The sequence below is a fragment of the Mycobacterium sp. genome, assembly GCF_046330795.1.
Taxonomy (GTDB): Bacteria; Actinomycetota; Actinomycetes; order Mycobacteriales; family Mycobacteriaceae; genus Mycobacterium.
In genome coordinates this window covers 259,516-283,394 of record NZ_JAXLSA010000002.1, presented here as the reverse complement: position 1 = coordinate 283,394, position 23,879 = coordinate 259,516, and the positions used below count along the sequence as shown (strand labels likewise).

Here is a 23,879-nt window from a genome sequence, read left to right as displayed (position 1 = left end):
CGCGTGCCCAGCCGCTGTCATCACGAAAAGTGTTGTTCTAGAACATGATTCCATACGTGGAGAAGGGGCCCTGGACCGCCCACAGCGGCATCTTCGGTTCCTGAAAGTCTACTGTGAGCGGCCGGCCATCACTACGATTCGCTCATGAAGAGGATCACGGATTTCACGTCCTACGCGAACATTCTTCCTTACGACAGCGAGATCTTCGGCGTCTATCAGCCGATGCTGGGCTGGCGCGCCAAACGCATGACCCGCCGCTGGGACCGCGGCTTCGCGGTCGACAAGGCGGCTGCCTTCGAGGCGCTGTACAAGAAATTCAAGAGCCAATTCGAGATCAAACTCGATCCACGAAAGTCGTTGGCCCGCATCACCGAACTCGAACCGGCACAGTTGCGAGACGCCGAGACGCGGTTCGGGGGCAGCTTCGTGATGGAGAGCATCGCCGGCTCGTTGCCGCCACTGAGCGAGTACGACGAATCGGTGTGGGACCGCGCGATCAAACCGGCCGCGATCAAGAAGACCCTGGACGGCGTGGTGATTCCGCGAACGCAGCAGTGGCACACGGCGGCGACGGGCCGCAAGACCACAGATGACGGGGCCGTTCGGGGGCCCGAGGCGGTCACGGGCATGGTCGCCGAGCAGTTGCAGCGCGAGTCCGCCGTCGCCGGCTTCCTCATGTACCTCAAGGACAACCAGCACTTCGACGAACTGCGGGACCTGTTCTACCGGCCGGACCGGAACCTGGCCCGACTCTCGGCGCTGCTGAAGTTCCGCGACCCGCTCGACTACATGGACCCTTTTCGCGACCTGGATCGAGTGAGCCTGTCACCACTGGGGATCGTGCACCTGTTCCGCCAGTACTTCTTCGAGTTCGACACGTTCCTCGGCCCGCCCGTGGGTCACGTGTGGATGAGCCCCGGTGCGACGGTCGAACTGGTCGAGATCAGTACGCGCAAGACGCTCGAGGAACGGACCACAGAGAGTTCCACCGAAACCGTCGTCAAGTCCGAGAAGTCGAGCACCGAGCGCGACGAGCTGTCCGATGCGGTCAAGGACGAGAACAAGTCCGATACGAAGTTCGGCGTCGACACCACCGCGAACCAGAGCTGGATCGGGGGCAGCGCCAGCGCGTCGGCCAAGATCGATCTGGCCAAGACCCAGTCGACGGCACGCGAGGTCACCCATAAGAAGATGCGGGAGCAGACCGAGAAGCTGTCGACCGAGATCCGCAAGAACTACAAGACGACGTTCCGGACGGTCACCGAGACCACCGACACCTCGAGCCGCCGCTACGTCCTGGCCAACACCACGGACAAGCTGATCAACTACGAGATGCGCCGCAAGATGCGGCAGGTGGGCGTCCAGGTCCAGGACATCGGGACCTACCTCTGCTGGCAGACCTACGTCGACGATCCCGGCCGTCAGCTCGGCGTCTCCAAACTGGTACATCTGGCCAAGGATCCGGAGCTGGGCAGCGTGCCGCCGCCGGAGGCCATCCCGATGCCCACACCGTTCATCACCGAGCATCCGATCGACATCCCGTTCGTGCCGATGACCGAGGACACCATCCCCGAGGACGATATGGACGAGGCGTACGAGGATGGCAAGGAGGTCAACCTCGACACGTCCGAGGGCGACCCCGAGCGCATCAAGGCTGATTTCGACGGCTTCATCGCGGTGTGCGATCAACCCGGTTTCGAGTTCGGTCCGGACGGCGAGATCGACAAGGGGATCATCGATTTCGACCACGGCGGCAACGACATCGAGATCTCGGTCCGCGGCCTGGTGGAGAGTTCACCCGGCCACATCTCGTTCGGCATCCACCTCGAGCACGTCAATTTCCGCAACGTCTCACCGCTGCGCGTCACCGCCAAGGTCACCTGGCAGCCGACGCAGGCCACCCGCGACGACGTCACCGCCAAGAACACCGCGGCCACGGACAAGTTCAACGAGCAGACCCGCCGCGAATTCGAGAAGGCGTTCGTCGAGGCGGCCCGCGACCGGATCAACAAGGCCAGCAATATCGAGCCGCGCCCGTTCGAGGATCTGCGCGAGGAAGAGCGAATTGTGGTCTACCGCAGCCTGGTCCAGGAGATGCTGACCAAGGACCTGCCCATGCCGGATGACCGCACCCGGCACGTGGTGTCCGAGTTGCTCAACACGATCTTCGATGTCGACAAGATGTTGTACTTCGTGGCTCCGGAATGGTGGCGCCCCCGCCTGCACCACAGCCATCAGTCACTCGGCGGCCTGCGCACACCGTCGGACGTTGCCGCCTCACCGGCGCTACAGACCACGGTGGCCACGTCGGTGTTCGGCGAGCTGCAGGCCGACGCCGTGAAGAACGTCATCACCAGCGCCGGCAGCGCCAAGGCGGTGAAGAACAGCCAGATCGCCGCCATGGACACCGTGTCGTGGGGCGGGGCCGACAACCGGGTGGATGACTACTACATCACCGAGGAGTCGCATCCGGCGAAGCTGGGCTCATCGCTGGGCTGGCTGCTGCAGCTCGACGGTGACGATCTGCGCAACTCGTTCCTCAACGCGCCGTGGGTCAAGGCGGTGATCCCGATCCGCCCCGGAAAGGAACGCGCGGCGATGAATTGGTTGCAGCGCCTGCACATCGAGGGCACCGAAGGACTGGACGATGTGTACGTTGCGCCGGCCGATGAGCTGGCCGGGATTCCCCATACCGGACCGTCCGTCACGGTGCGCGACGCGATCAACCATCTGTGCGATGTGGTGGCCGAGAAGCATGACGAATCCCTGAAGGTGGGTCGCTATCCGAGCGAGGAGATCGACGACGACAACCGGGTCTCGGCCACGCCCATCGACAAGGTGTACGAGCACGGGTTCTATCCGCTGGACGGCGGGTTCCGCGCCACACCGGGCACCGAGGACTTCCAGGTGTTCGACCAGTGGGTGGAGGTGCTCCCGACCGATCAGGTGGTTCCGGTGGAGGTCACCTACGATCCCAAGACCGGACGGCAGATTTGACCGATTGGTTCCTTCCGGCCGCGGCTCCCGGCGCACCCGACGAATGGTGCTTCCAGACGGTCCAGACCGCCGAGATCCGCGTCTACACCGACTATCAGTCCTACTACGACCGGCTGGCCGGACTGATGTCGCAGGCTGGAGCCAACCATGAGATCTTCCTGGCCGGTTGGGCTTTCAGCGTGTTCATGGTTCTGACGCAGAAATTCGGCGATGTCTCGCAGCCGATCACATTCATGCAGTCGGCGCGCGGACGCGGGGCGCGGGTGCGATTGATGTTGACGCGCTCGCACACCTGGAGCGACAACGCCGCCGAGGTGCAGGAGGCCAAGGACAAGAAGCTCGATGAATCCGTCATCGACGATCAGCTGCATCCCGATACGTCGCAGCACCAGAAGGCCGCGTTCCTCAAGCTCGAGTCGAGCACCAACCTGTTCGTGGGCGGTATGGACGTTACCCTCGGCCGCCGCACCGATCCTGGTTGGTTCGACGTGCACGCCGAGATCATCGGTCTGGGAGCGCATTTGGGCCGCAAGACGCTCGAGGAGCGGTGGGAGTCGATCAAGCCGCCGCTGGGCGGGGTGAGCGCGACGCAGAAGTCGCTGCCGTCGGCGTCGGGGGACGCCCACCGGGTGCAGTTCGTCCGAACGTATCCACCGTTCCCGACGGACACCACCAACTGGAAACGCACCTACGCCAAGGATGGCGAGCACACCTATTACGCCCTGCTGAGCCGGGCGATCGCGACGGCCAGGGAATCCATCTACATCGAGGAGCAGTTCTTCCAGATCATGGGTCCGGCACCCAAGCGGACCAATCCGGCCGGTGGCTCGTCACCCAGATCGCGCGCGGATGTACCCGACCTTCCCGACACGTTGGAACACCTGCTGCAGGATGCCATCAGCCGCGGCGTGAAATTGGTGGTGATAACCAACAAGAGATCGGTCGGTCCGCCCGATCCGGCCGGGCGCGACACCCTGGTCCAGATGCTCAAAGGCGCAGTGCTGCTGCAGGTCCCGAACGACAAGAAGTTCGTGCACTCCAAGACGTGGATCTTCGACGACAACTCCGACGATCCGTTCGTCATCATCGGTTCGGCCAACTTCTGGCAGCCGTCCCTGACGAGTGTGGCCGCCTGGGCGGAGGGCGAGTTCGGGGTCGGGTTCACCAGCAAGGTCAAAGGTGACTCACTCGGCTTCCCGAAGGTCTCCTTCGCGCGAGCGCTGCGGATCAAACTGTGGGAGCGGCTGCTGCAGGACCGCGATCCGAACTACAAGTGGCCCCGGGATGCGTCGGCGACGCTGGACGATGAGATCAAGGAGCTGCGCAAGCCGATCGGCGGAGGCAATCCATTCGAAGTGGTGGAATAGGCCGGGAGATCCGGCCTGTGCCGCCCTTATCGCGGGTTATGGTAGCGACATGGGGGCGCGACCAGTGGCACCACGACGATCGTTGAAGCGGTTGATCCGCGCGGGGGCGGCATGCGGCCTGCTGATCCTCGCATCATGCAGCGCGACTCACTCCGACGATCCTGCATCACCCATCAGCAAATTGACCAAGGCCATGCTGGTCGAGCCCTCGTCGCTGCCGAAGGTCGAGGGCGGCGAGTGGCAGGTCGGGAAGATCCGGTCCGAAGATTCGCCGCCGCGCGCGGACAAGTACGTCCCGGCCGAGTGCGCGCCACTGGTGGGCGATGTCGACCACACCCAGCGGGTATCGATTCGGATGATGCCGATCGAGGTCCTGTCGATGCCGGTCATCAATTTCTGGCTCTACGTCACCCCGGATCCACCGGATGCGAAGGAGCTGGTGCCCAAATGCGGTTCGGTCTCCGAGAGGTACCTCATGGACAAGCCCGGCAACCGACCATTCATCATGACGCCGACCGACGTCCCCGGGGTACCGCCCTGGGCGGCAGCGGCCAACATGAACGACAGCATTTACGTCATGGGTTCCTACCGAGGTGTGTTCTTCCGCGCCGACTTCAATCCTGAACACACCGATGTCGCGATGCAGGTCTTCAACCAGCAGGCGGCAAAGCTAGCGGGCGTGTGAGGAACAACCGGACTCGGTGGGTGTCATGGCCAACGACGCGTTTCTCTCCTACTCCCGACAAGAGAGCAAGGAATTCGTCGCTCGTCTTGCGGCAGCTCTCGAAGCACGTGGTCGCGATTGTTGGGTTGACCTGGAGGACATCCCGCCGGCCAGCGAGTTCATGCAAGACCTCAGGGACGGTATCGGCGGCAGTGATGCCTTCTGTTTCGTCCTGAGTCCGCGCGCCCTGGAATCCGAATATTGCCGTCGCGAACTCGACTATGCCCTGGAGCGCAACAAGCGCATGATCCCGATCGCCCACCGCAGGCTGGCCGAGACGCCACCGGAACCCCTTGCCTCGCACAGTTGGATCCCCCAGGAGGGTTTGTTCGACGACGATTTCGACGCGAGCGTCGACGAGCTCATCCGCGCCCTGGACACCGATGTCGACTGGGTGCGCGGGCACACCAAGTGGGGGCAGCGAGCCGAGGGTTGGCGACGTGGCGGGCAGGACCGCGGTGCCCTATTGCGCGGCCAGGAGCTCCGCGACGCCGAGACCTGGCTGTCCGGGCAAGCCGGCAAGACGCCGGCGCCGACGGCCAGCCACGCCGAGTTCGTCCTGCGCAGCCAACGCGAGTCCCGCAACCGAACCCGCAAGATGCTCTCGGCCGTGGCTGTCGCACTGGTGATTTCATTGGTGCTGGCCGGGGTTGCCTTCTGGCAACGCTCCGTTGCGATCGCGAACTTCCATCAGGCGACCGGCGTTCGCCTGGTGTCCGAAGCGCAGGCCATGCTGGCCGATTCGCGCACCGGCGGCGATAGCAGGGCCCTGCAGGAACTGGTGATCGCCGCGGCGCTGACCGGCAAGCCCGATCGGGATGCGGTCTACGACGCGGCGGTGCAGCAGCATGCCCTCAGGAAGATCGCGAACGCAGCGGGTTTCGTCTACCGGCCTGCGTACAGTCCCGACGGCACCTTGATCGCGACCGGGACGGAGGGCGGCGCCATCCGGTTGTGGGACGCCGCCACCGGCACTCCGCACGGTGAGCCACTGACCGGACATCAGGACAACACCGCGTTCGTTTCGTTCAATTCTGATGGCACACAGTTGGTTTCGGCGTCAACGGACCACACCATACGCCGTTGGGACGTGGCCAGCGGCGACCAGATCGGAAAGACGTTCAACCTCGACGAACCCGCGACCTGGGTGACGTTCGGGGACCAGGACAAGAAGCTGGCGGTCGTCGTCGGGCACCGGCTGCACATCCTCGACGCCGCATCCGGAAAAGTACTGGCCACCCATCCCGAACCGGTCGACAAGGTGGCACTCGGTTCGAACAAGGCCGACCGGTTGGCGGTGGCCCGGGGCAAGACCGTACACATCTCGAAGATCTCGACCGGCGCGCAGGTCGGACCGCCGAGCGAAGCGCACACCGACATCGTCGCCAGCCTGGCGTTCACTCCGGATGGGGCACGTCTGGTGTCGGGCAGTCACGACAAGACACTGCGGGTGTGGGATTCAGCCACCGGCCTGCCGATCGGCGAGCCGCTCACCGGGCACCAGGCAGAAGTCACATTGGTTGAAGTGAGCCCCGACGGCACCCTGATCGCGTCCGGTTCGCTCGACCACACGGTTCGGTTGTGGGACGTCGCCACCGGCCATCCGGTGGGGGCTCCGATACCAGCCTCCGACGGACTGTTGACGGGTCTCGCGTTCAGTCCCGATGGCAGGTCGCTTGCCGTCGGCAGTACCGACAGCACGTTGCGAATCTTCGATGTCGGTGCGGCACGCACCGTGACCGGTACTGCGGTCGCCTATGGACCCGACGGTGCGATCGTCACCGGCGACAGTGCCGGTGCAGTGCGGCGCTGGGATCCGGTCACCCATGAGCCGCTGGGGCCACCCGTTACCGGTCACGCCAAGGGCATTGCGCGATTGGTGGCCAGCCGGAACGGACAGGCCCTCATCTCGTCGGGAGATGAAGGGACCGTCCGGCTCTGGGACCCGCGGTCGGGCCGGCCCGTTGGTGAACCGATCCGCGTCAGCGATTCGGGCGTCATCTCGCTGGCACTGGACCCACAGGGCAGGCGCTTCGCGACCGGCAGCCTCGACGGCACCGCGCAGATCTGGGACATCGAGACGCGAAAACCGCTCACCGGTCCATTGCGGTCCACGAAGGTCACCGCGGGCACAGCGATGGCGGTCTTCCTGGGCAGCGACGGAACGAGGGTGGCATCCCTGACCGTCAATCCGACCCGTGGGGCCAACCTGACGATCTGGGACGACGACTCCGACGAGCCCGTGTACTCCGACGACATGGGCGTCGCCTTCACCGGCGCCTTCGGCTCCGACACGACGATGGTGCTGGGTGGGCTCGAGGGCACGGTCGCCTTCGTGGATTTCACTGCACAGGAACCGCTGCAGCACAAGGCTGTTGGCCACACCGACGCCGTGATGACAGCGGTATACAGTCCCCAGGGCAACCGCGTGGCCACCGGCAGCCGGAACAACGACGTTCGACTCTGGGACGCCGGAGCCGGTACTGCCATCGGGCGCCCGATCACCGGTCCGCGGGCATCGGTCATCAACTCGGTGTTCAGTGGCGACGGCACCCAGATGGCGATCGGCACCGCAGACAATGAGGTCTGGGTGTGGCCGGCGGTCGCAAGCCCCGCGGATCTGTGCGCCAAGCTGACCGAGAACATGAGCCACGAACAGTGGGACGAATGGGTCAGCCCGGACATCGACTACATCGAAGGATGCCCCGGCCTGCCGATCGCCGGGACCTGACCATGCCAGTTGGTCGAGCGCAGCCTCAGTGCGTCTGTTCGGCGGTCGGATCAGGGGTGGCTTCACGGCGCGCGAGATCCTCGAGCGCGCTGAAGACCCGCTTGGACGCCGCGGCCCACGGCATCAGGATCGGGAACACGTGGAACATTCCCGGCTCCTCCATCGCGCGAACCCGGACCCCGGCCTTCTCCAATCCCTCGACATATTCCCGAATTCCATCGCGGAACATCTCGTCGGCGCCCCAACACACGAACGTCGGCGGGTGCCACGCCGGGTCCGGCTCGGCGTAGACCGACGACACCCGGGCGTCGTCGGGTTGCACGCCATGCAGGTACGGGGTCACCGGCACGCTCCACGGCAGGATGTCGTGCGCGGCATTCTCGGTGACCGACCGATGATTGAGGTCCAGGTCGATCTCGGGTGAGAACAAAGCCAGGGCGGCGGGCATTGCGATGTCCTGGTCGTGCAGGTATCCGATCAGTGAGGTGGCCAGTCCCCCGCCGCCCGAATCACCGGCCACAATCAGATGGGATGCCTCCACACCGCGGTCGAGAAGCCCGCGGTAGACATCGGCTGCGTCGAGAACCCCTGCGGGGAAAGGAAATTCGGGAGCCATCCGATAATCGGCAATGAACACCTCGCAGCCGGTGATCCGGACCAGTGACGAAGCGAAGGCCGAGTACATGCTCGGCGACGTCCCGATGTAGCCGCCGCCGTGCAGGTAGAGCACGGTGGCCCTGATCCCCCGAGGCCGGTCGTCCTCGTCGAGGTAGGCATCGGAGCTGGCCTTGGCCCGGCACCAGATACCGGGCACACCGTTGATGGTGTCGGACTTGATCTCGACGCCATCGGCGAAGCCGACGAAGGGCGGCATCACGACGCGGCACAGATCGTCGAGGATCTTCTCCATCGACCGGAACTCCTCGATGGGCAGGCCCATCGAATACCCCATGAACGAGCGGACCGCCTGCCGGGTGACCGATTGCCCGAGATTGCCGAGCATGCCGCCGGCGCCCTGCCACGGACGCCGGAACGGAACCCGGGCCAGCCCATTGAGCATCGACTCCGCGAGCCCTACCACGGTCAACGCCGTCACCGGGGCCGACGCGGTGTCGACCTCGGGGCGGTCAGCCATCACCATGCGGCCACCCTAATGATCCGAGGCGTGCATGGCGCAGCTAGCCACCCACGCCGTTGTCGAGCCCGAGGTGGGTGCCGAAGTACCAGGGCACCCCGACCCATGTGATGAACGCCAATGCGGCCACCGCCACCAGGGTGACGAGTAGTCCAGTGATGCGCAGCCGTGATCGCATCGGCGCGACGGCGATGCCCAGCGCTATCGCCGCAAGCCCCAGTGCCACCCAGGTGACGATGCGCAGGGGTGTGGCCACGGCCTTCCCGTAATCGGTGATGTACCCGTCGGGAAAGCCGGCCATCGAGACGTCCATGGACGTCCTGATGGCCAGCCACAACGCCGCAGCGGCGCACAGCACGCCCAGGGTCGCCCTCAACACACCTACCTATCTATAGGAGTGCGTGCTCGAAGGCAGCGGTTTGGCATCCGGGTCGTGGTGTCATCGGCCGATCGCGCTCATCGGCGTCCTTCACGCCCTCAACGGCCATCGAAGTGCATACAACCTGAGGCTCGACGTGACAGGCGTCGCGCTGCGGCCAGGCAGGTGCGACGACTGCCGTCAAGGTCCGGGAATTGCGTCCGAGTGGTCCGCGAATTCTGCTGATATCGAACGCGAAGCGGAAAGAACACCCCACAGAACCGATACAGAAACGTCTCAAAAGTGATGCTGCTTGCACGACATGCCAATTAATACGGCAATCTGAGACCAATTAAATTTGTCTAGAATTCGTTATAGCAGCAGCTCAGGGTGGTTTTTTGCTGAATAGTGATGCCAGCAAGGATTGTTAGATGGACCATCCCGAAGGCCGAGCGTGATCCGTTTCACAGATTTTGGACAATTCAAGTTCCATGTTTAGCGTCGACGTCATGTTTGCTCTTGTCACCTTGATGTCGCTAATCAATCAGGTTTCTGGAACTCCGTATATCCCGGGCGGCAACACGTCCGCCGGCACCGACTGCTCGGGACTCGCGTCCTGGGTCGCCAATGCTGCCGTGGGTCGGGACCCCTATTCGGGCCGATTCCACACTGGCAACGAAGAGGCCGCCCTGCTGGCCCGTGGCTTCAAGTACGGCACCGCGCCCAATGCACTGGTCATTGGTTGGAACCGTGGCCACACCGCCGTCACCCTGCCCGACGGCACACCCGTCTCCAGTGGTGAGGGTGGCCGCGGCGTGAAGGTGGGCGGCGGCGGCGCCTACCAGAAGCAGTTCACCCACCACATGTATCTGCCGGCCGAACTCGCCGCACCGGGCCCCGCTCCGGCGGGCGATCCCACGATCGTCACCGTCGGCAACACCGACGCGCCGCCCCCGCTGGACCCGTTCGCACCCCCGCCACCGCCGGCGCCGGTCGCGCCGCCCCCGGTGGAACCCGCGGTGGCCGAACTCCCGCCGTCGGACCCGTTCGCCCCGCCCCCGGTTGCCGAACTGCCGCCGCCACCTGTGGGCCAGCCCGTGATCGTGGAGCCCGCCATTGCCGAGCTGCCACCGCCACCGGCGGACGCCCCGGCCCCGGCTGCGATCTGACAACTTCGACCACATCGTCCCGCCAGCTCCAGCTGGCGGGACGATCCTTTTCACGACGCATGTGCCGGTCGACGTCGATCAGAACGATGGTGGCCGGTCCTCATGTCGGTTGTGCCCCCAGTCGGACTCGAACCGACACTGTGCGGATTTTAAGTCCGCTGCCTCTGCCAATTGGGCTATGGGGGCTTTGCAGCTCAGAGGATACTTTAGGCCGTTTCAGCCCTTCTCCGGCGTCCTGAATACCGCAGTGATACCGCAGTGCTGTCGATGGCCTTGCCCAGCGCATCAGCCACACCGCTCAAATCGTCGTTGAGCAGGTGCCCGTAGCGATCGAGCGTCATGGCCGCCGTTGCATGCCCCAGGAGTCTCTGCACGACCTTGACGTTAGCGCCTGCACTGATCGCCAGTGACGCCGTGGTGTGCCTGAGGCCGTGAGGTACCAGCCCTTCGATGCCGACGTCTTCACACGCATTGTCGAATGCCCAGCGGTACTCACCGAGCGGCAGGAACCCGCCCTTCCGACTGGGAAACACCAGCGCATTCGGGTCGGCGGGCAGCTCAGCCTTGAGTTTCTTCCAGACAGGTTCGGGCACAGGCACGTGGCGATCCCGCTTCGTCTTGGTCGTCGACTCCACGATGCCCTTGCCGGTGACCGCCGTTGCAGACGAACGCACCGTCAGTACCCGATCCCCCACATGCCGGCGTCTCAACGCAACAGCTTCGCCGAATCTCAGCCCGCAGTAGCCCAGGACCAGCGTCAGGGTCTCGAACCGATCGGCAGCATTGGCCAGCATCAACAACTCGGTATGGCTCAGGTATCGCCGCTCACGCTCGGCTTGCTCGGGAAGATCCTCGTCCCGCTTGATCTCCAACGCGACGTTCTTCGCCACCTTGCCAGTCCGTTGGGCGTACTTGAGGACAGCACCTACCAGCTGATGCGCTTGGGTGATCCGACTTGCCGATAAGCCGGCTCCACGTTGCCCACCATCGACCGACAGCGACCCCAGCCACGTCGAATAGGACTCGTAGTCAAGCCTTTTCAGCGGAACACCTTCCCACTTCGGCAGCACCACGGTGTCGAGCAACGAGCGATATCCTGCAACGGTTTTCGGCTTGCGGTGCTGTTTGGTGGCGAACCACTGCTCGGCCACCGACCCGAATGTCTCCGCGCTCTTCCTCGGGTCGACATACTCACCGCGCTGAAGATCAGCGGTCAGGCCGTTGAGGTACGCCTGCGCATCCGGCTTGCGCTGAAAACTCTTGGTGCGTTCAGCACCTGTGCTGTCGACCCATCTGACACGCCATCGCGAGACCTTGCCGTACACCGCAGACCGCTCCGTGCGCATGGCGCCATCCTGGCCTTTGACACGCTTGTGCCAGCGGTCATCGATTCCTGCCCGTTCGTTCCTGGTAATCACGAATCAACCGTACCGCAGTGATCCGTATTGAAGATCCGCTTTGCAACCGCAGCCAGGTGTCCCCTTCGACCGGGGCCCGCCTAGTCTGGACGATTTTTCTACGAATGTGCCTGCGGTGGTGGACACGTCACCTCGTTCCCGGTCACTGTTGGCTCAGCCAAATCAATCGTGATTCAGGAGGAATCTCATGGAACTGCTCGGAGCTAGGGAAGTCTCGGATCTAACCGGCGTGCCAGTTGGGACGCTGCGATACTGGCGACATTCCGATATCGGTCCGGCGAGCTTCACACTGGGCCGCCGGGTGGTGTATCGACGCGACGAGGTTCTGCGATGGATCTCCCAGCGGGAGACTGCAACCCGACGCGGAGGCGGCGATGCCGCGTGATGGCCACTAATGAGAAAGACCTCGGGGTCTAGCCGAGGCCTTTCGTTCGAACCAACCGATCGCTCAACCGGAAGTTCCCCATGAGAATAGCCCGTCATACCCGCCTGCAGAAGCACCGCAGCCAGGAAAACCCGTGAGCACCAACAATGACAGCGAGAAGAAGTCAGTCGCCGCGCGACTGGTAGCCATGGCTCAAGAGCGGTACCTACTCGGCGTCTCCGAAGACGGCGAGCCCTTTGGCGCTGACCGGGCCCGCCCTCATTTGGCGATTCTGCTGCGTGCGGGAAAGGCCGGCCTGCGCGCCGAACTCGCCTCACGCTATTTCGCCGAGACAGGCACCGTCGCCGGCGGCCAGGCTCTCACCGACGCCACCCTGGTCTTGGAAGGCCTGGCCGCCACCCGGACACCAGAGAGGCTGCATCTGCGCGTCGCTGAGCACCGAGGAACGAGTTACGTCGACACCGGACGAACCGACGGAACGATCATTTGCATCCGAGCAGGCACCTGGTCGGTCACCGATGCAGCTCCGGTGAGATTTCTGCGCACCAAGCTGACAGCTGCGATGATCGCGCTCATCGAAAATCCTCAGGTGTGCTCGCCGAAATTCCTCACCTGTGAGCAGCGGTCAGTGTAGTTGTCGGCGGGTGCCGGTGGTTGTTCGGCGTAGGGTTTCCGCGGCGGCCTGGTGGTCGCGTAACCGGTAGGACTCGCCGTCGAGGTTGATGACCACGGAGCGGTGCAGCAGGCGGTCGAGCATGGCGGCGGCCACGGTGGTGTCGCCGAGGATCTCACCCCAGGCTCCCACCCCGCGGTTGGTGGTGATGACGATGCTGGTCTTCAAATACCGTTGGGAGACAACCTGAAACAACGCCGAAGCGGCTTCGGCGGGCAACGGCAAGTACCCCAGTTCGTCGATCACGAGCAGGGTCGGGCCGGCGAAGAACCGCATAGTGGTGGCCCAGCGTCCCTCGATCGCGGCGCGGTGGCACCGAGCGGCCAGATCGGCGGCGGTGGTGAAGTAGGTCCGGTAGCCGGCATGTGCTGCAGCCCTTGCCAATCCGACCGACAAGTGCGTCTTTCCTGTTCCCGGCGGCCCGATGAGCAGGATGTTGGTCGCCGACTCCAGGTAGCGGCAGGTGCCCAGCTCGTCGATCAGCTTGCGGTCGATCCCGGCGGCGGAGTCGACGTCGAAGTCATCGAGGGTGGCCGGGGTGGGCAAGCAGGCGAACCGCAGTCGGCCTGCCAATCGGCGGGCAGTGCTGGCATCGACCTCGACGGCCAGCAGCCGCTCCAACGCGACGGTCAGCGACAACCCCTCGGCGGCGGCCTGATCGAGCACCGCGGGGAGCGCTTCGGCGGCCGCGGTGAGTTTGAGTTCGGCCAGGTGCGAGCGCAGCTGCTGATAACGACTTGCCGCCGCTGACGGCGATTCCTCGGCGGTGGTCGTAGTGGTGGTTTTCGGGGTGCGTGGGGTGGGGGTCATTGGATGGTCCTGTTCTGGGCGGCCCGCTCATATGCGGACAGGTCGATGACGGTGGAATCGGTTGACGGAGTGCAAGATTGATCAGCAGAACTATCGGCCTGTTTGATCTGGATCAGTTGTGCGGCAGCAGCTTTGGCCGCGGGTCCGGGTGGGATGCGTTCCTTGCGACGGTGTGGACGCCCAGTGGCCGCGGTGGCCATCGCGGCGGTGTCCAAGGCGATGACATGACCGCTGTCGCGCACCATCACCCCGAGCCCGTCGGCGGCCATCCGGTGCCGGGCGATCACGATCCCGCTCATGGTGGCGATATCGCAGAAGTCGGCCCCGACCGGATGTGACACCACGACCTGTGCGGCGGCGAGTTCCGGGGGTACGGAGTAGCGGTTGCCGCGGTAGGGCACCAATGCCTGCCGTGACGCGGTCCGGCGCTCGGAGACGATGACGGGATACGGGGTCGCCGGCACCGGCTGTAGCGGTTCGGCCTTGGCCACCACTGCGACCGAGGAGCGGCCGTCGGTGGTGGCCCGCAAACGAGTGTCACCGCGGACGCGGGCGAAGCGATCCAGGTTGGCCTGGGCCGCCTCGACGGTCATGTCGTCGGCCAGGGTGCGCCACCAGCGTTGGGCGGCGGTGTGGTTGACTTTCTCCACCACGCCCTTGCGGTTGCCGCGCCGCGGCGGGCAGATCGCCACCGAGACGCCGTAGTGCTTGGCCACCCCGGCGAACGATGCGGTCACCCGGCCACTGCCGGGGTCGCACACAGTGGCCATCCGATCGAAGCGCCACACCCGTGTGCAGCCGCCCAGGCCGCGGGTGACGCGGTCCAAGCCGGCGACCAGGTGCGGCTGATCCTCCGACGCCGCCAAATAGCCGCGCCACTTTCCGGAATGGGCCAGCGACCCGACCAGCAGGTGCGCGGTCTTGCCCCACCCCCATGATGCCGGTGGATCGGGCAATTCCAGCCAGTCCCATTGGGTTTCATCACCCGGCGGGTGCGGGATCACCGCGTTCGGACGCTGGGTCGCCGTCCGGCACGCCTCACAGACCGGGCGTAGATTGCGGGTGCGGATGTTGCGAGTCAGGCTTTGATACGACAACGGAAACCCCAGGTCCTCGAGTTCGTCGAACAGGGTGCGGGCCCACAGGTGCGGATCCTCGGTCAGTCGCGCGGTGACGTAGTCGACGAACGGATCGAACGGATCAGGGTCGGGCCGGGCCCGGACCCCGGGCTTGCCGTCACCGGCCAGATACTTGCGGACCGTCTTGCGATCGCGACCGGTGTGGCGGGCGATCGCCGAGATCGACCAACCACGTTTGCGTAGGGCATGTACTTCCACATCGTCCTCCCATGTGAGCATGAGAAAGCGGGCCTCCTTCGGTGGAGCAACTGGCGTCAGACACCAGCAGCTTCGAGGGAGGCCCGCCCTTCTCGGCGGAGCCACACGGGTGGGGAATTTCGATGAGCGTCAGTGGGGAATTTCAGCGAGCGCGGTCAGCGATGCCTCTACCGCCCCCGACCGGCGATGTGAACGCGTTGTGGGACTTCATCAACATCACCGTCGAAGACCGTCCGGTACTGCTTGCAGCGCTCATCGCCGCCTTGATCCAACCCGATGTACCGCACCCGGTCCTGGCGCTCTTCGCCGAGCAAGGCAGCGCCAAGAGCACAACAACGCGGATGCTGGTCGACCTCATCGACCCCTCCCCCGTTGCGCTGCGCCAGCCGCCTCGCGACGCCGACTCCTGGGTGACGGCAGCCTCCGGCTCCTGGGTGGTCGCCCTCGACAACCTGTCGGCGATCCCGCCCTGGCTGTCGGACTCGCTGTGCCGCGCCGCCACCGGCGACGGCAACGTCAAACGCGCTCTTTACACCGATGCCGACCTCGCCGTGGTCAAGTTCCGGCGTTGCGTCATCATCAACGGTATCGACGTCGGCGCAGTGCGACCCGACCTCGCCGAACGAATGGCGATGGTCGACCTGCGACGCATAGAGCGCCATATGCGACAGCCGGAGGCCACAATGCGACAACTGTGGCGCACGGCTCTACCAGGCATCTTGGCCGGGCTACTGAATTTGGCGGCGACCGTGCACCACCGCCTGGAGACCACCGTGGTCGACTATGCGCCCCGGATGGCGGACTTCGGTCGCGTGCTGGCGTGCGTCGACGGGGTTTTGTCGTCTGATGGCTTAAGGCGCTACGCCTCACGTTCCGACCAGCTGTCGGAGGACAGCCTGTCCGGCAATCCGTTCGTCGAGCAATTGCGCCACCGCGTCCGCGAGCCGTTGCGCAGTCAGTCCGGCACGGACTTACTCACCCTCGTCACGCCGACTGGCGATCATTTGCATCGCCCCAAGGATTGGCCCCGCAACGGCCGCGAAGTGACGAGTCTGCTCCGTAGGCACGCACCAGCACTACGCAGATTGGGGTGGGCTATCGAAGACGACGCGGCCCGCAACCATCGCAACGTTCTGCTGTGGACGATCTATCCACCGTCCGAAGATGTCGCGGCCCAACGAGCCTCGCAACCCTCGCTACTGCGGCCCAGCCCCACCGCAAGCCCACCCCTTGAGCGTCCATCGGTTCGCCCTGACGATGAGTGCCGCGACGACATCTCCACATAACGGCACTTTCGAAGTCACGGCTTCGACGGGTTGTCGGTACCTACGGGCAGTATCAAGACATGCCTGGAGGGAGCAGCTGCGATGACTCTCAACGATGATCTGGAGAAACTGGCTACCGAAGCGGTCAACGACTGGCCCGAGATTAGCTTCTCCGGCCAATTCAATGCGGCGATCCGCGACCTCTATCGGACGCATCTGTCGTTCCCAGTGTCTTGGACCCCCGACGAGCGCGAAGTATTCATCGAGGAACACGCGGATACCGACACGACACAGCTGGCCACCCGATTCGACGACGCCATCGACACCGTGATCGACGGCTTCGGCCGACAGTACGGCTACCTGCCGCATCATGAAGATGCAGCAGAGATGATCTCCGCCGCACGAACGAGCGCAGTCTACGAGTTACTGTCCAGCATCCAGTATCTGCAAGATGAAGTCGCCCAACTGGCGATCCACACAGCAGGCCGCAGCGCCGCGAGCATGACCGGATGCAGCCCCGCCCCACAACGTTCCCATAGACGGACGACTCGCAGGTCTCGAAGAATCGGGTGACTTCTCACCAATCACGGTGCTGATGAACGGCATTGGACAGTTCTCGCGCGGCTGTCAGTGTGGCACGATCCAGCTTCTTGAGCCGGGCCTGATCTGCCAAACGGGCGAGCACCCTGCGCAGCGCCTCACCGTCTTCCATGACGCCACTGGCGGTATCCATCGGTGCGTCGGGCCGGTGTGGCTCGGGCGTTTCTTCGGGTTGTTTCTGCGGTGCAGCGGCTTTCGGGACCTCGACCACGCGAATAGGCTTCCCGAATCGCTCCGCCGCCATGCGGGCCGCCGATGCATCCCGACGACAGGTATCCGAGCAATACAGTCGGCGCCGGCCACGCCTAGGCGCAGCTTCCGCATCTAGCATCACCGCATCGCAGCGCACACACCGAGTCGGATCGTAAGGCGCGCCGTCCCTCGCATCGCGTTCAACACCGTAGGAAATCGGATCAACGGTGACCGCAGTGCCTTCGGGTTCGACATCCGCAGACCTCGAATGCGCTGCACACGGAGACTTCGTTCGCCGCGTCCCTTTGTCCCCCTCCCGGGCCCGACGTAGCTCAGCTTGGATCTCACGCCGATCGACACCGACGAGGTCAGCGACCTGCGCGACCGTGAGTCCACGACCACGCATTTGCTCGACCAACGCGTGCAGCCCGCGAAAGTGACCGGCCCGGCGTCTTACGGCATCAGCGCATATGTTCTGCGCAGCCTGGTCGAGGCGCTTACGCTCCCATGCATCGACAGCTCCGACCCTGTGCAGCGTTGCTCGGATCGACTCGGCATCAGCGGCATTGGCGAGATCACGCCGAGCCACGTCCTCGCTCTTCTTGCGCTGCCGTTCAACCACGCGGTACCGGGCCTTTAGCTTCTCGTTCGCTCCCATGCCTGCAACCTACGAATCGCCGGGCGGAATCGTCCACCAACACAGCCGCATTCGCCTACATCCGAGAATCTCGCGCGCTCACCGGTAGGCGCGACCCGAAAGCCTCTGGAACCATCGGTCAGGGTGCATATGACGCAGCCAGCCGAAGCTCATCGACATCCACATCCGTCAGCTCGGCGATGTCCTGTAACAAAACGCCACAATCAAGCATCCGCCCGACCTGCGTTCCGTACCTGCACAGAGACACGGTGAGTTCCGCCAGAGCCTCAACGCGTTCCCGCTCATGAATGTCGTCGCCAACTCCGGAACGAGACACGTGTCTCCACACTTCCACCTCGGCGAGTTTCGCCAGTGCACGCGTGAGAATCACGCTATCGATCATGTTGTCCACCTCCCGCTCGGCGGCGGCATTGTCGGCCTCCTCTTGATCCATGGTCGAACGATAGGACTACGACCCCGTTCGCGGCCACCACCACGGCCACATTCGAATCTCGCTCACGAGACGCCGACACGCCGGCCTTATTTCTGTTCCCGCGTACTCGATCCCGATCGAGATCCCCTTCGCTCTACAAGAATTCTCAGCGTTGCCCCGACAAGCTTCAGCACCAGCCACCGACACACCTCTTGCACTACGGGTCGGAAGGGTCTGCTGCACGAATAGGTGACATCTGAGTTGGCTTGCCCGGTGTGGGCAGGCTGGAAGGATGTCAGTGTGCCCAGGCCCTATCCCCGTGAGTTTCGTGACGATGTCGTCCGAGTCGCTCGCAATCGTGAAGACGGTGTGACGATCGAGCAGGTCGCCACTGATTTCGGTGTTCATCCGATGACGCTGCACAAGTGGATGCGCCAGGCCGATATCGATGAGGGCGCCAAGCCGGGCAAGAGTACCGGCGAGTCCGGGGAGCTGCGGGAGGCGCGGCGTCGGATCCGGCTGTTGGAGCAGGAGAACGAGGTCCTGCGTCGGGCTGCGGCCTACTTGTCGCAGGCCAACCTGCCGGGAAAAGGCTCTACCCGCTCGTGAAGGAGCTCGCCGCCGACGGAATCCCCGTGGCGGTGACGTGCCGGGTTCTCAAGCTCGCCCGCCAGCCCTACTACCGCTGGCTGGCCAACCCCATCACCGAGGCCGAACTGATCGAGGCGTACCGGGCCAACGCCCTGTTCGACGCACACCGCGACGATCCGGAGTTCGGCTACCGCTTCCTGGTCGATGAGGCCGGCGATGCCGGTCAGCCGATGGCGCAGCGCACTGCGTGGCGGATCTGCTCGGGCAACGGCTGGTGGAGTGCGTTCGGCAAGCGCAAACGCGGCAAGAACGGCAAGACCGGTCCACCGGTGCATGACGATCTGGTCGGCCGTGACTTTACCGCCGATGCACCAAATCAGCTGTGGCTCAGCGATATAACCGAGCACCGCACCGGCGAAGGAAAGCTGTACCTGTGCGCCATCAAGGACGTGTTCTCCAACCGCATCGTGGGCTACTCGATCGACTCCCGGATGAAGTCCCGGCTGGCCACCACCGCGTTGGCCAGCGCGGTGGCCCGTCGTGGTGAGGTCGCGGGCTGCATACTGCATTCGGATCGCGGATCTCAGTTCAGGTCAAGGAAATTCGTGCATGCGCTGGGCCGCTACGACATGGTCGGATCCATGGGCCGGGTCGGGGCGGCCGGTGACAACGCGGCCATGGAGAGCTTCTTCAGCCTGCTGCAGAAGAACGTCTTGGACCGCCGCCGCTGGGACACCCGAGAGCAGCTTCGGATCGCGATCGTTACCTGGATCGAACGGACCTACCACCGCCGGCGCCGCCAGGCCGGCCTCGGCCGATTGACCCCGGTCGAATTCGAAGCCATCATGACCACACCGGCCAGTCAGGCCGCGTGACCGAAACTGTCACCTGATCGTGCAGCAGACCCGAAGGTCGCGAATCAACCTGAAGTTGACGCGTATATCTGGCGCATGGGACCAGCGCCGGATGCGCTTCATTGAACCACTTTCGTGTTCCTCCTGGTAGACGGATTTCGCTCGCAGGTGTGGTAACTTGCGGTTGTCATTGACAACTCTAAGTTGACGATAGATGGAGGTTCTCTTGTGAGCGTTCCGGGGTCGGCGCACTTGGTTCTTGCCTCGGGCGTGGTTCACCTGGACGAGGCCAGCGCAGTCTTCGAAGCGATGCTGTCTGGGTGGGGTCGTCAACAGGCGTCTCGGCTACTCGCTGCTGAGGCCACGATCGAGCCGCGGCTGGCGTTGGTGCGGCGGTTCGCAGAGTTCGCCGGGGCGCCTCCGTGGGACTGGACTGCCGGCGATGTCGAAGACTTCACGGCCGCTTTGATGTCGGGCCCGGAACGCAAAGCACCGTCGACCATTCGCGGCTATCACATGTCGTTGCGGATGTTCTGCGACTACCTACTCGATAGCCGCTACGGTTGGATCGCGCAATGCGAGAACAGGTTCGGACGGATCCCATCGCAGGTCTGTCACGACTACAACACCGCCGCGCATCTGGTCGACTACGAGGGCAAGCCCGCGCGTCGCCCGTTCACCTACGACGAACTGGAAACATTGTTCGATTTCCTCGATGATCGCGTCGATGTTCTCGCTCGGTCCAGGAACAAAGGCGCGTTCGCGGCGCTGCGCGACGCACAGATGATCAAGACGGCCTACGCCTTCGGTTTACGCCGCCGCGAGCTGTGCTATCTCGATCTCGCCGACCTGCGTCCGAACTCGCGGATGCCGGCCTGGGGCACGTTCGGCGCCGTCCACGTTCGCTACGCCAAATCACGTCGCGGCAGCTCTCCCAGGCGTCGCACCGTGCTCGCCGTTCCGGAGTTCGACTGGGTGATCGACGGACTGCGCCAATGGGTCGACCACGGCCGCCCACTCCTCAGCCCCGGGAACCGTCAAGAGCTCTGGCTGACCGAGCGTCGACGGCGCGTGGCGACCAAGACCATGGATAGGCGATTCGCCGTCGCACGGGTGCAAGCGGGACTGCCTGCCGAGCTCACCTTGCACTGCCTGCGGCACTCCTATGTCACCCATCTGATCGAGTTCGGTTATCCGGAGCGGTTCGTCACCGAACAGGTGGGGCACTCGTATGCCTCGACCACCGCGATCTATACCTCGGTGTCCGACGACTTCAAGACCAAAACACTGCAGGCGGCGCTGCGCCGCGTCTACGGATCATCCACGACGACAGGTGAAGGCGGAGATGAGCACTAGGACCGTGCTGCGGTGGAACCTGCGTCAGCTGATGGCCCAGAACGGAATGTTCGCCACCACCGACCTTGTCGCACCGCTGCACGAGCGTGGCGTGGAGATCTCCCGACAGATGGTGCACCGGATCGCGACCAAGCCCCCGCAGCGCATCAATCTCGACCTGCTCGCCGCCCTCTGCGACATCTTGTCGTGCACGCCCAACGACCTGCTCGAGCTCGTCGCCGAACAAGTCCGTGAGGCGCCCGCGGTCAACGACAGCGGACCCGGCATCGGCGACCTGCGACCCATCCGCGCCACCATCCGCCGCCCCCACGACAACCAGTGACTCAGCGGGCCTGCTGGGAGTGTGCAAGCACCATCCGGCTAACCCCACTGACGCACGGGCGTCGCATCTGTGTCGCATGCCGTCGCAGACGGCACTATCACCCCGAGAAATGCCCGCGGTGTGAGACCGTGCGGCCACTGGCGTGGCAGCTCGACGATGCCATCGTGTGCGCCTCCTGCGCCGGTGTCGCATCGATCTTCACCTGCAGCGAATGCGGCCGCGAAGAACACCCCTACGGGTTCTACCGATGCGCCCGCTGCTTCCTACGCGAGCGCCTCACCGAGCTGCTCACCGACCCGATCAGCGGCACGATTCATCACCGACTACGGCCCGTGTTCGACGAACTGATCAACGCCGACCGCCCACAGACGGTGCTCTGGTGGCTGCGAAAGAAGCCCGGTACCGGCCCGCAGCTCCTTCGCGACATGGCCTGCGGAACGCGTGAAATCAGCCACGACACCTTCAGCGATCTTCCCTCGGACCGAGCCCACGATTACTTGCGCAGCCTCCTGGTCGCGGTCGGCGTTCTGGGCCCGATCGACATCCGCGTCGAACGGATGCTGCCCTGGATCGAGGACGTTGTAGCCGAGCTTCCGGCCGAAGACGCCGCCATCGTTCGCCGATTCGCGCATTGGCATGTACTGCGCCAGATGCGCAAGGCCTCCCACGAGAACCGGCTGACGAGATCGATGACCGATGCCTGCCGTCGTCGCGTCCGCGTGGCGATTCAGTTCATGGCGTTTCTGCACACCCACGACGCCACTCCGGCGACAGCGACACAGGAGATGCTGGAGCGCTACCAGGCGCTCCACCGGAGGCCGCTCACTGCCGAGTACGCCTTCCTCGTCTGGCTACGCCAATCCCGCATCAACACCACACTGAGGGTCACCGATCCGCCACGGTCACCTCCCTCGGTAACCGTCTCGGATTCCCAGCGGTGGGCCGCCGTCGGGCGGCTGCTGCACGACGACACAATCCGCCGCAAAACCCGCATCGCGGGACTGCTCACATTGTTGTTCGCCCAACCTCTTTCGCGCATCGTCGCCCTGCGATCAAGCCAAATCTCGATCTCCGACGATCACGCCGTGCATGTCGTCTTCGCCGCCATCCCCATCCAAATGCCTCCCCTACTCGACGACCTCATCCGCGAGCATCTGGAGCAGCAATGCGAAAGCCGCTACACCCCATCCCATACGGGCTGGCTGTTCCCCGGCCGACTTCCCGGCACCCACCTGTCCACCGAGAACATCCGCACCCAGCTCGTCGCGGTCGGGGTGAAACCCTACGAACATCGCAAAGCCGCCCTCTTCCAGCTCGCCAGCGACATGCCCGCACCCGTGCTGGCCGAACTGCTCGCGATCACCACCAAGAACGCAGCCGCCTGGGCCAAACTCGCCGCCCGCGACTGGACCGATTACGTCACCGAACGCGGCAGATCAATGCCGCATCGAAGGCGGAGCTAACTCGCAACAGCGATGTCGTAACCACTCCATGCCGCCGAGGCCACGATTCGCCTGCTCTCGTCAAAGTTGTTCTTTGTCAATCCTCCTCGCCACAAGTCAAGCAATCGAGAAACGGGTTCAAGCAGTTGCGCGCCCTCAAGCGTCTGAGACGCCGAACCGCGGGTGACCTGCACTTCGGGTAGCTCACTACCCTGCTGCGAGTCTCCGCACCTCGCTGTGGAACGGAAACCAGCGTACGGCCTCGCCGATGATGGCGACGAATGGTCCTTCGATGCCATCACCGACGCGATTTGCGAGAGGCGAAAAGGGCCCGAAGACCAGCCGGCTCGACATTGTGATTTCGTTGTGCCTAGCGAGCTGAGCGCGCCGGGCGGCCCGTCTTCTTGGTGGCGATGTTCGATTTTATGGCGTCGCTGTCGGTGTTGCGGTGGGCGGCGAGAAAGTCATCGACGATGTTCGCGCAGTCATTGTGAGTGATAGTGCGAAGCCCGGTCATTCGGGCGAAGGCGAGTGGTCCGACGAGTTGGCAAAGCGCCAGTTCCTGGTCGAAGTCGTTGAGTTCGGCTTGAGCTTTTGGGCTGGTGAGTACGGCGTCAAATGGTTGACGATATTGATCGACAACTCGGGTCCGTAGCGCCCCGGATGTGTGGCGGTCTTCCGCTTGGGCATTGGAGCCGGTGGGCCCCAATGAGAGCCACGCGAGTGTCGTGACATGCAGCGGTGCGTCGTTGAAAAGGGCGGCTTGGCGGCTGAGCAATTCGATCAGCTGCTCACGGAGGGGTCCGCTGGTCGGTGCCGGAGTGGTCACTTGTGGAAGTAGGCGTTCGAACGTGGCTGCCAGTAAATGCGACGAACTGTGGAAGTGGCGGTACAGCGTGGTTCGGGCCACTTTGGATGCTTTGGTGACGGCATCGATAGTGACCGCTTCCACCCCACCGGTGCTCAGTAGCGTTGCCGCAGCATCCAGCAGCCGGGTGCGTGACCGGATGAGCCGAGGGTCCACGTCGTCGTCAGGGACGGGCACTGCCTGACTGTCGCTCACTCGTTCACCTCGGCGGTCGA

At 64.2% G+C, this 23,879-nt stretch carries 22 protein-coding genes and 1 tRNA gene; 14 read left to right on the top strand and 9 right to left on the bottom strand.

Annotated features, from left to right (window positions below; translation table 11 throughout):
- Positions 1 to 144 precede the first annotated feature (144 nt).
- The 4 genes from U0R18_RS08565 to U0R18_RS08550 all read left to right on the top strand — a co-directional run bounded on the left by U0R18_RS08565 (position 145) and on the right by U0R18_RS08550 (position 7,819).
- Entirely contained in the window at positions 145 to 2,997 is a 2,853-nt protein-coding gene (locus tag U0R18_RS08565) for a hypothetical protein (protein WP_526367768.1), read from the top strand.
- Positions 2,994 to 4,364, top strand: a complete 1,371-nt coding sequence (locus tag U0R18_RS08560) for a phospholipase D-like domain-containing protein (RefSeq protein ID WP_526367767.1) — start codon at positions 2,994 to 2,996, stop codon at positions 4,362 to 4,364. Before U0R18_RS08565 ends, U0R18_RS08560 begins: the two co-directional genes overlap by 4 nt.
- 181 nt (positions 4,365 to 4,545) lie before the next feature.
- Positions 4,546 to 5,049, top strand: coding sequence for a hypothetical protein (locus tag U0R18_RS08555; protein ID WP_526367766.1), 504 nt, complete (start codon positions 4,546 to 4,548; stop codon positions 5,047 to 5,049).
- Between the two features lie 25 nt (positions 5,050 to 5,074).
- A complete protein-coding gene (locus tag U0R18_RS08550) occupies positions 5,075 to 7,819 on the top strand; it encodes a TIR domain-containing protein (RefSeq protein ID WP_526367765.1) in 2,745 nt (914 codons plus the stop codon).
- 25 nt (positions 7,820 to 7,844) lie between these two features.
- On the opposite strand, the gene U0R18_RS08545 is transcribed toward U0R18_RS08550, so the two are convergent.
- Entirely contained in the window at positions 7,845 to 8,960 is a 1,116-nt protein-coding gene (locus tag U0R18_RS08545; protein WP_526367764.1) for an alpha/beta hydrolase, read from the bottom strand.
- 37 nt (positions 8,961 to 8,997) lie between these two features.
- Positions 8,998 to 9,330: a hypothetical protein gene (locus U0R18_RS08540; RefSeq protein WP_526367763.1), complete on the bottom strand. Its 333-nt coding sequence runs from the start codon at positions 9,328 to 9,330 to the stop codon at positions 8,998 to 9,000.
- Positions 9,331 to 9,821: 491 nt separating this feature from the next.
- On the opposite strand from U0R18_RS08540, the gene U0R18_RS08535 reads away from it, so the two are divergent.
- Positions 9,822 to 10,481 (top strand): peptidoglycan endopeptidase, encoded by a 660-nt coding sequence (locus U0R18_RS08535; RefSeq protein ID WP_526367762.1) that lies wholly within the window; start codon positions 9,822 to 9,824, stop codon positions 10,479 to 10,481.
- 112 nt (positions 10,482 to 10,593) lie between these two features.
- Here the strand turns inward: U0R18_RS08535 and U0R18_RS08530 are convergent.
- A tRNA-Leu gene (locus tag U0R18_RS08530) sits at positions 10,594 to 10,667 on the bottom strand.
- Positions 10,668 to 10,687: 20 nt separating this feature from the next.
- A complete protein-coding gene (locus U0R18_RS08525; protein WP_526367761.1) occupies positions 10,688 to 11,899 on the bottom strand; it encodes a site-specific integrase in 1,212 nt (403 codons plus the stop codon).
- A gap of 187 nt (positions 11,900 to 12,086) precedes the next feature.
- On the opposite strand from U0R18_RS08525, the gene U0R18_RS08520 reads away from it, so the two are divergent.
- Together U0R18_RS08520 and U0R18_RS08515 are read left to right on the top strand one after the other, a co-directional pair.
- Positions 12,087 to 12,284, top strand: a complete 198-nt coding sequence (locus U0R18_RS08520; protein ID WP_526367760.1) for a helix-turn-helix transcriptional regulator — start codon at positions 12,087 to 12,089, stop codon at positions 12,282 to 12,284.
- Positions 12,285 to 12,417: 133 nt separating this feature from the next.
- The gene (locus U0R18_RS08515; RefSeq protein ID WP_526367759.1) at positions 12,418 to 12,918 is read left to right on the top strand and encodes a hypothetical protein; all 501 of its coding nucleotides are present in this window, start codon (positions 12,418 to 12,420) and stop codon (positions 12,916 to 12,918) included.
- On the opposite strand, the gene istB is transcribed toward U0R18_RS08515, so the two are convergent.
- Complete coding sequence (gene istB, locus U0R18_RS08510; RefSeq protein WP_526364692.1) at positions 12,910 to 13,767, bottom strand: IS21-like element helper ATPase IstB; 858 nt, start codon at positions 13,765 to 13,767, stop codon at positions 12,910 to 12,912. The genes U0R18_RS08515 and istB overlap by 9 nt on opposite strands.
- The gene (locus tag U0R18_RS08505; protein WP_526364690.1) at positions 13,764 to 15,125 is read right to left on the bottom strand and encodes an IS21/IS408/IS1162 family transposase; all 1,362 of its coding nucleotides are present in this window, start codon (positions 15,123 to 15,125) and stop codon (positions 13,764 to 13,766) included. The genes istB and U0R18_RS08505 overlap by 4 nt, the downstream gene beginning before the upstream one ends.
- A gap of 176 nt (positions 15,126 to 15,301) precedes the next feature.
- Between U0R18_RS08505 and U0R18_RS08500 the strand changes: the two genes are divergently transcribed.
- Both U0R18_RS08500 and U0R18_RS08495 read left to right on the top strand, forming a co-directional pair.
- A complete protein-coding gene (locus tag U0R18_RS08500; RefSeq protein ID WP_526367758.1) occupies positions 15,302 to 16,390 on the top strand; it encodes an AICE element replication initiation protein in 1,089 nt (362 codons plus the stop codon).
- Between the two features lie 81 nt (positions 16,391 to 16,471).
- Positions 16,472 to 16,942, top strand: a complete 471-nt coding sequence (locus U0R18_RS08495; protein WP_526367757.1) for a transposase — start codon at positions 16,472 to 16,474, stop codon at positions 16,940 to 16,942.
- A gap of 4 nt (positions 16,943 to 16,946) precedes the next feature.
- On the opposite strand, the gene U0R18_RS08490 is transcribed toward U0R18_RS08495, so the two are convergent.
- Positions 16,947 to 17,180, bottom strand: a complete 234-nt coding sequence (locus U0R18_RS08490; protein WP_526367756.1) for a hypothetical protein — start codon at positions 17,178 to 17,180, stop codon at positions 16,947 to 16,949.
- A gap of 318 nt (positions 17,181 to 17,498) precedes the next feature.
- Between U0R18_RS08490 and U0R18_RS08485 the strand changes: the two genes are divergently transcribed.
- On the top strand, positions 17,499 to 17,801 hold the full coding sequence (locus tag U0R18_RS08485) for a hypothetical protein (RefSeq protein ID WP_526367755.1): 303 nt from the start codon (positions 17,499 to 17,501) through the stop codon (positions 17,799 to 17,801).
- 136 nt (positions 17,802 to 17,937) lie between these two features.
- On the opposite strand, the gene U0R18_RS08480 is transcribed toward U0R18_RS08485, so the two are convergent.
- A complete protein-coding gene (locus U0R18_RS08480; RefSeq protein WP_526367754.1) occupies positions 17,938 to 18,252 on the bottom strand; it encodes a hypothetical protein in 315 nt (104 codons plus the stop codon).
- A 279-nt stretch (positions 18,253 to 18,531) separates the two neighbouring features.
- Between U0R18_RS08480 and U0R18_RS08475 the strand changes: the two genes are divergently transcribed.
- From U0R18_RS08475 to U0R18_RS08460, 4 genes are all read left to right on the top strand, one after another.
- Positions 18,532 to 19,697 (top strand): IS3 family transposase gene (locus U0R18_RS08475; RefSeq protein ID WP_526367753.1). Its coding sequence is split into 2 segments (ribosomal slippage): positions 18,532 to 18,816 and positions 18,819 to 19,697, totalling 1,164 coding nucleotides; the frame shifts between segments, so codons are not numbered across the junction.
- Positions 19,698 to 19,904: 207 nt separating this feature from the next.
- Positions 19,905 to 21,032 carry a tyrosine-type recombinase/integrase gene (locus tag U0R18_RS08470; protein ID WP_046363131.1) on the top strand — a complete coding sequence of 376 codons (1,128 nt, stop codon included), beginning with the start codon at positions 19,905 to 19,907 and terminating at the stop codon, positions 21,030 to 21,032.
- A complete protein-coding gene (locus U0R18_RS08465) occupies positions 21,022 to 21,354 on the top strand; it encodes a helix-turn-helix domain-containing protein (RefSeq protein WP_024449211.1) in 333 nt (110 codons plus the stop codon). The genes U0R18_RS08470 and U0R18_RS08465 overlap by 11 nt, the downstream gene beginning before the upstream one ends.
- 128 nt (positions 21,355 to 21,482) lie before the next feature.
- Positions 21,483 to 22,817 carry a hypothetical protein gene (locus U0R18_RS08460; protein WP_011856875.1) on the top strand — a complete coding sequence of 445 codons (1,335 nt, stop codon included), beginning with the start codon at positions 21,483 to 21,485 and terminating at the stop codon, positions 22,815 to 22,817.
- A 349-nt stretch (positions 22,818 to 23,166) separates the two neighbouring features.
- Here U0R18_RS08460 and U0R18_RS08455 read toward each other — a convergent pair whose 3' ends face one another.
- Complete coding sequence (locus U0R18_RS08455) at positions 23,167 to 23,859, bottom strand: TetR/AcrR family transcriptional regulator (RefSeq protein ID WP_011856876.1); 693 nt, start codon at positions 23,857 to 23,859, stop codon at positions 23,167 to 23,169.
- Between the last annotated feature and the right edge of the window lie 20 nt (positions 23,860 to 23,879).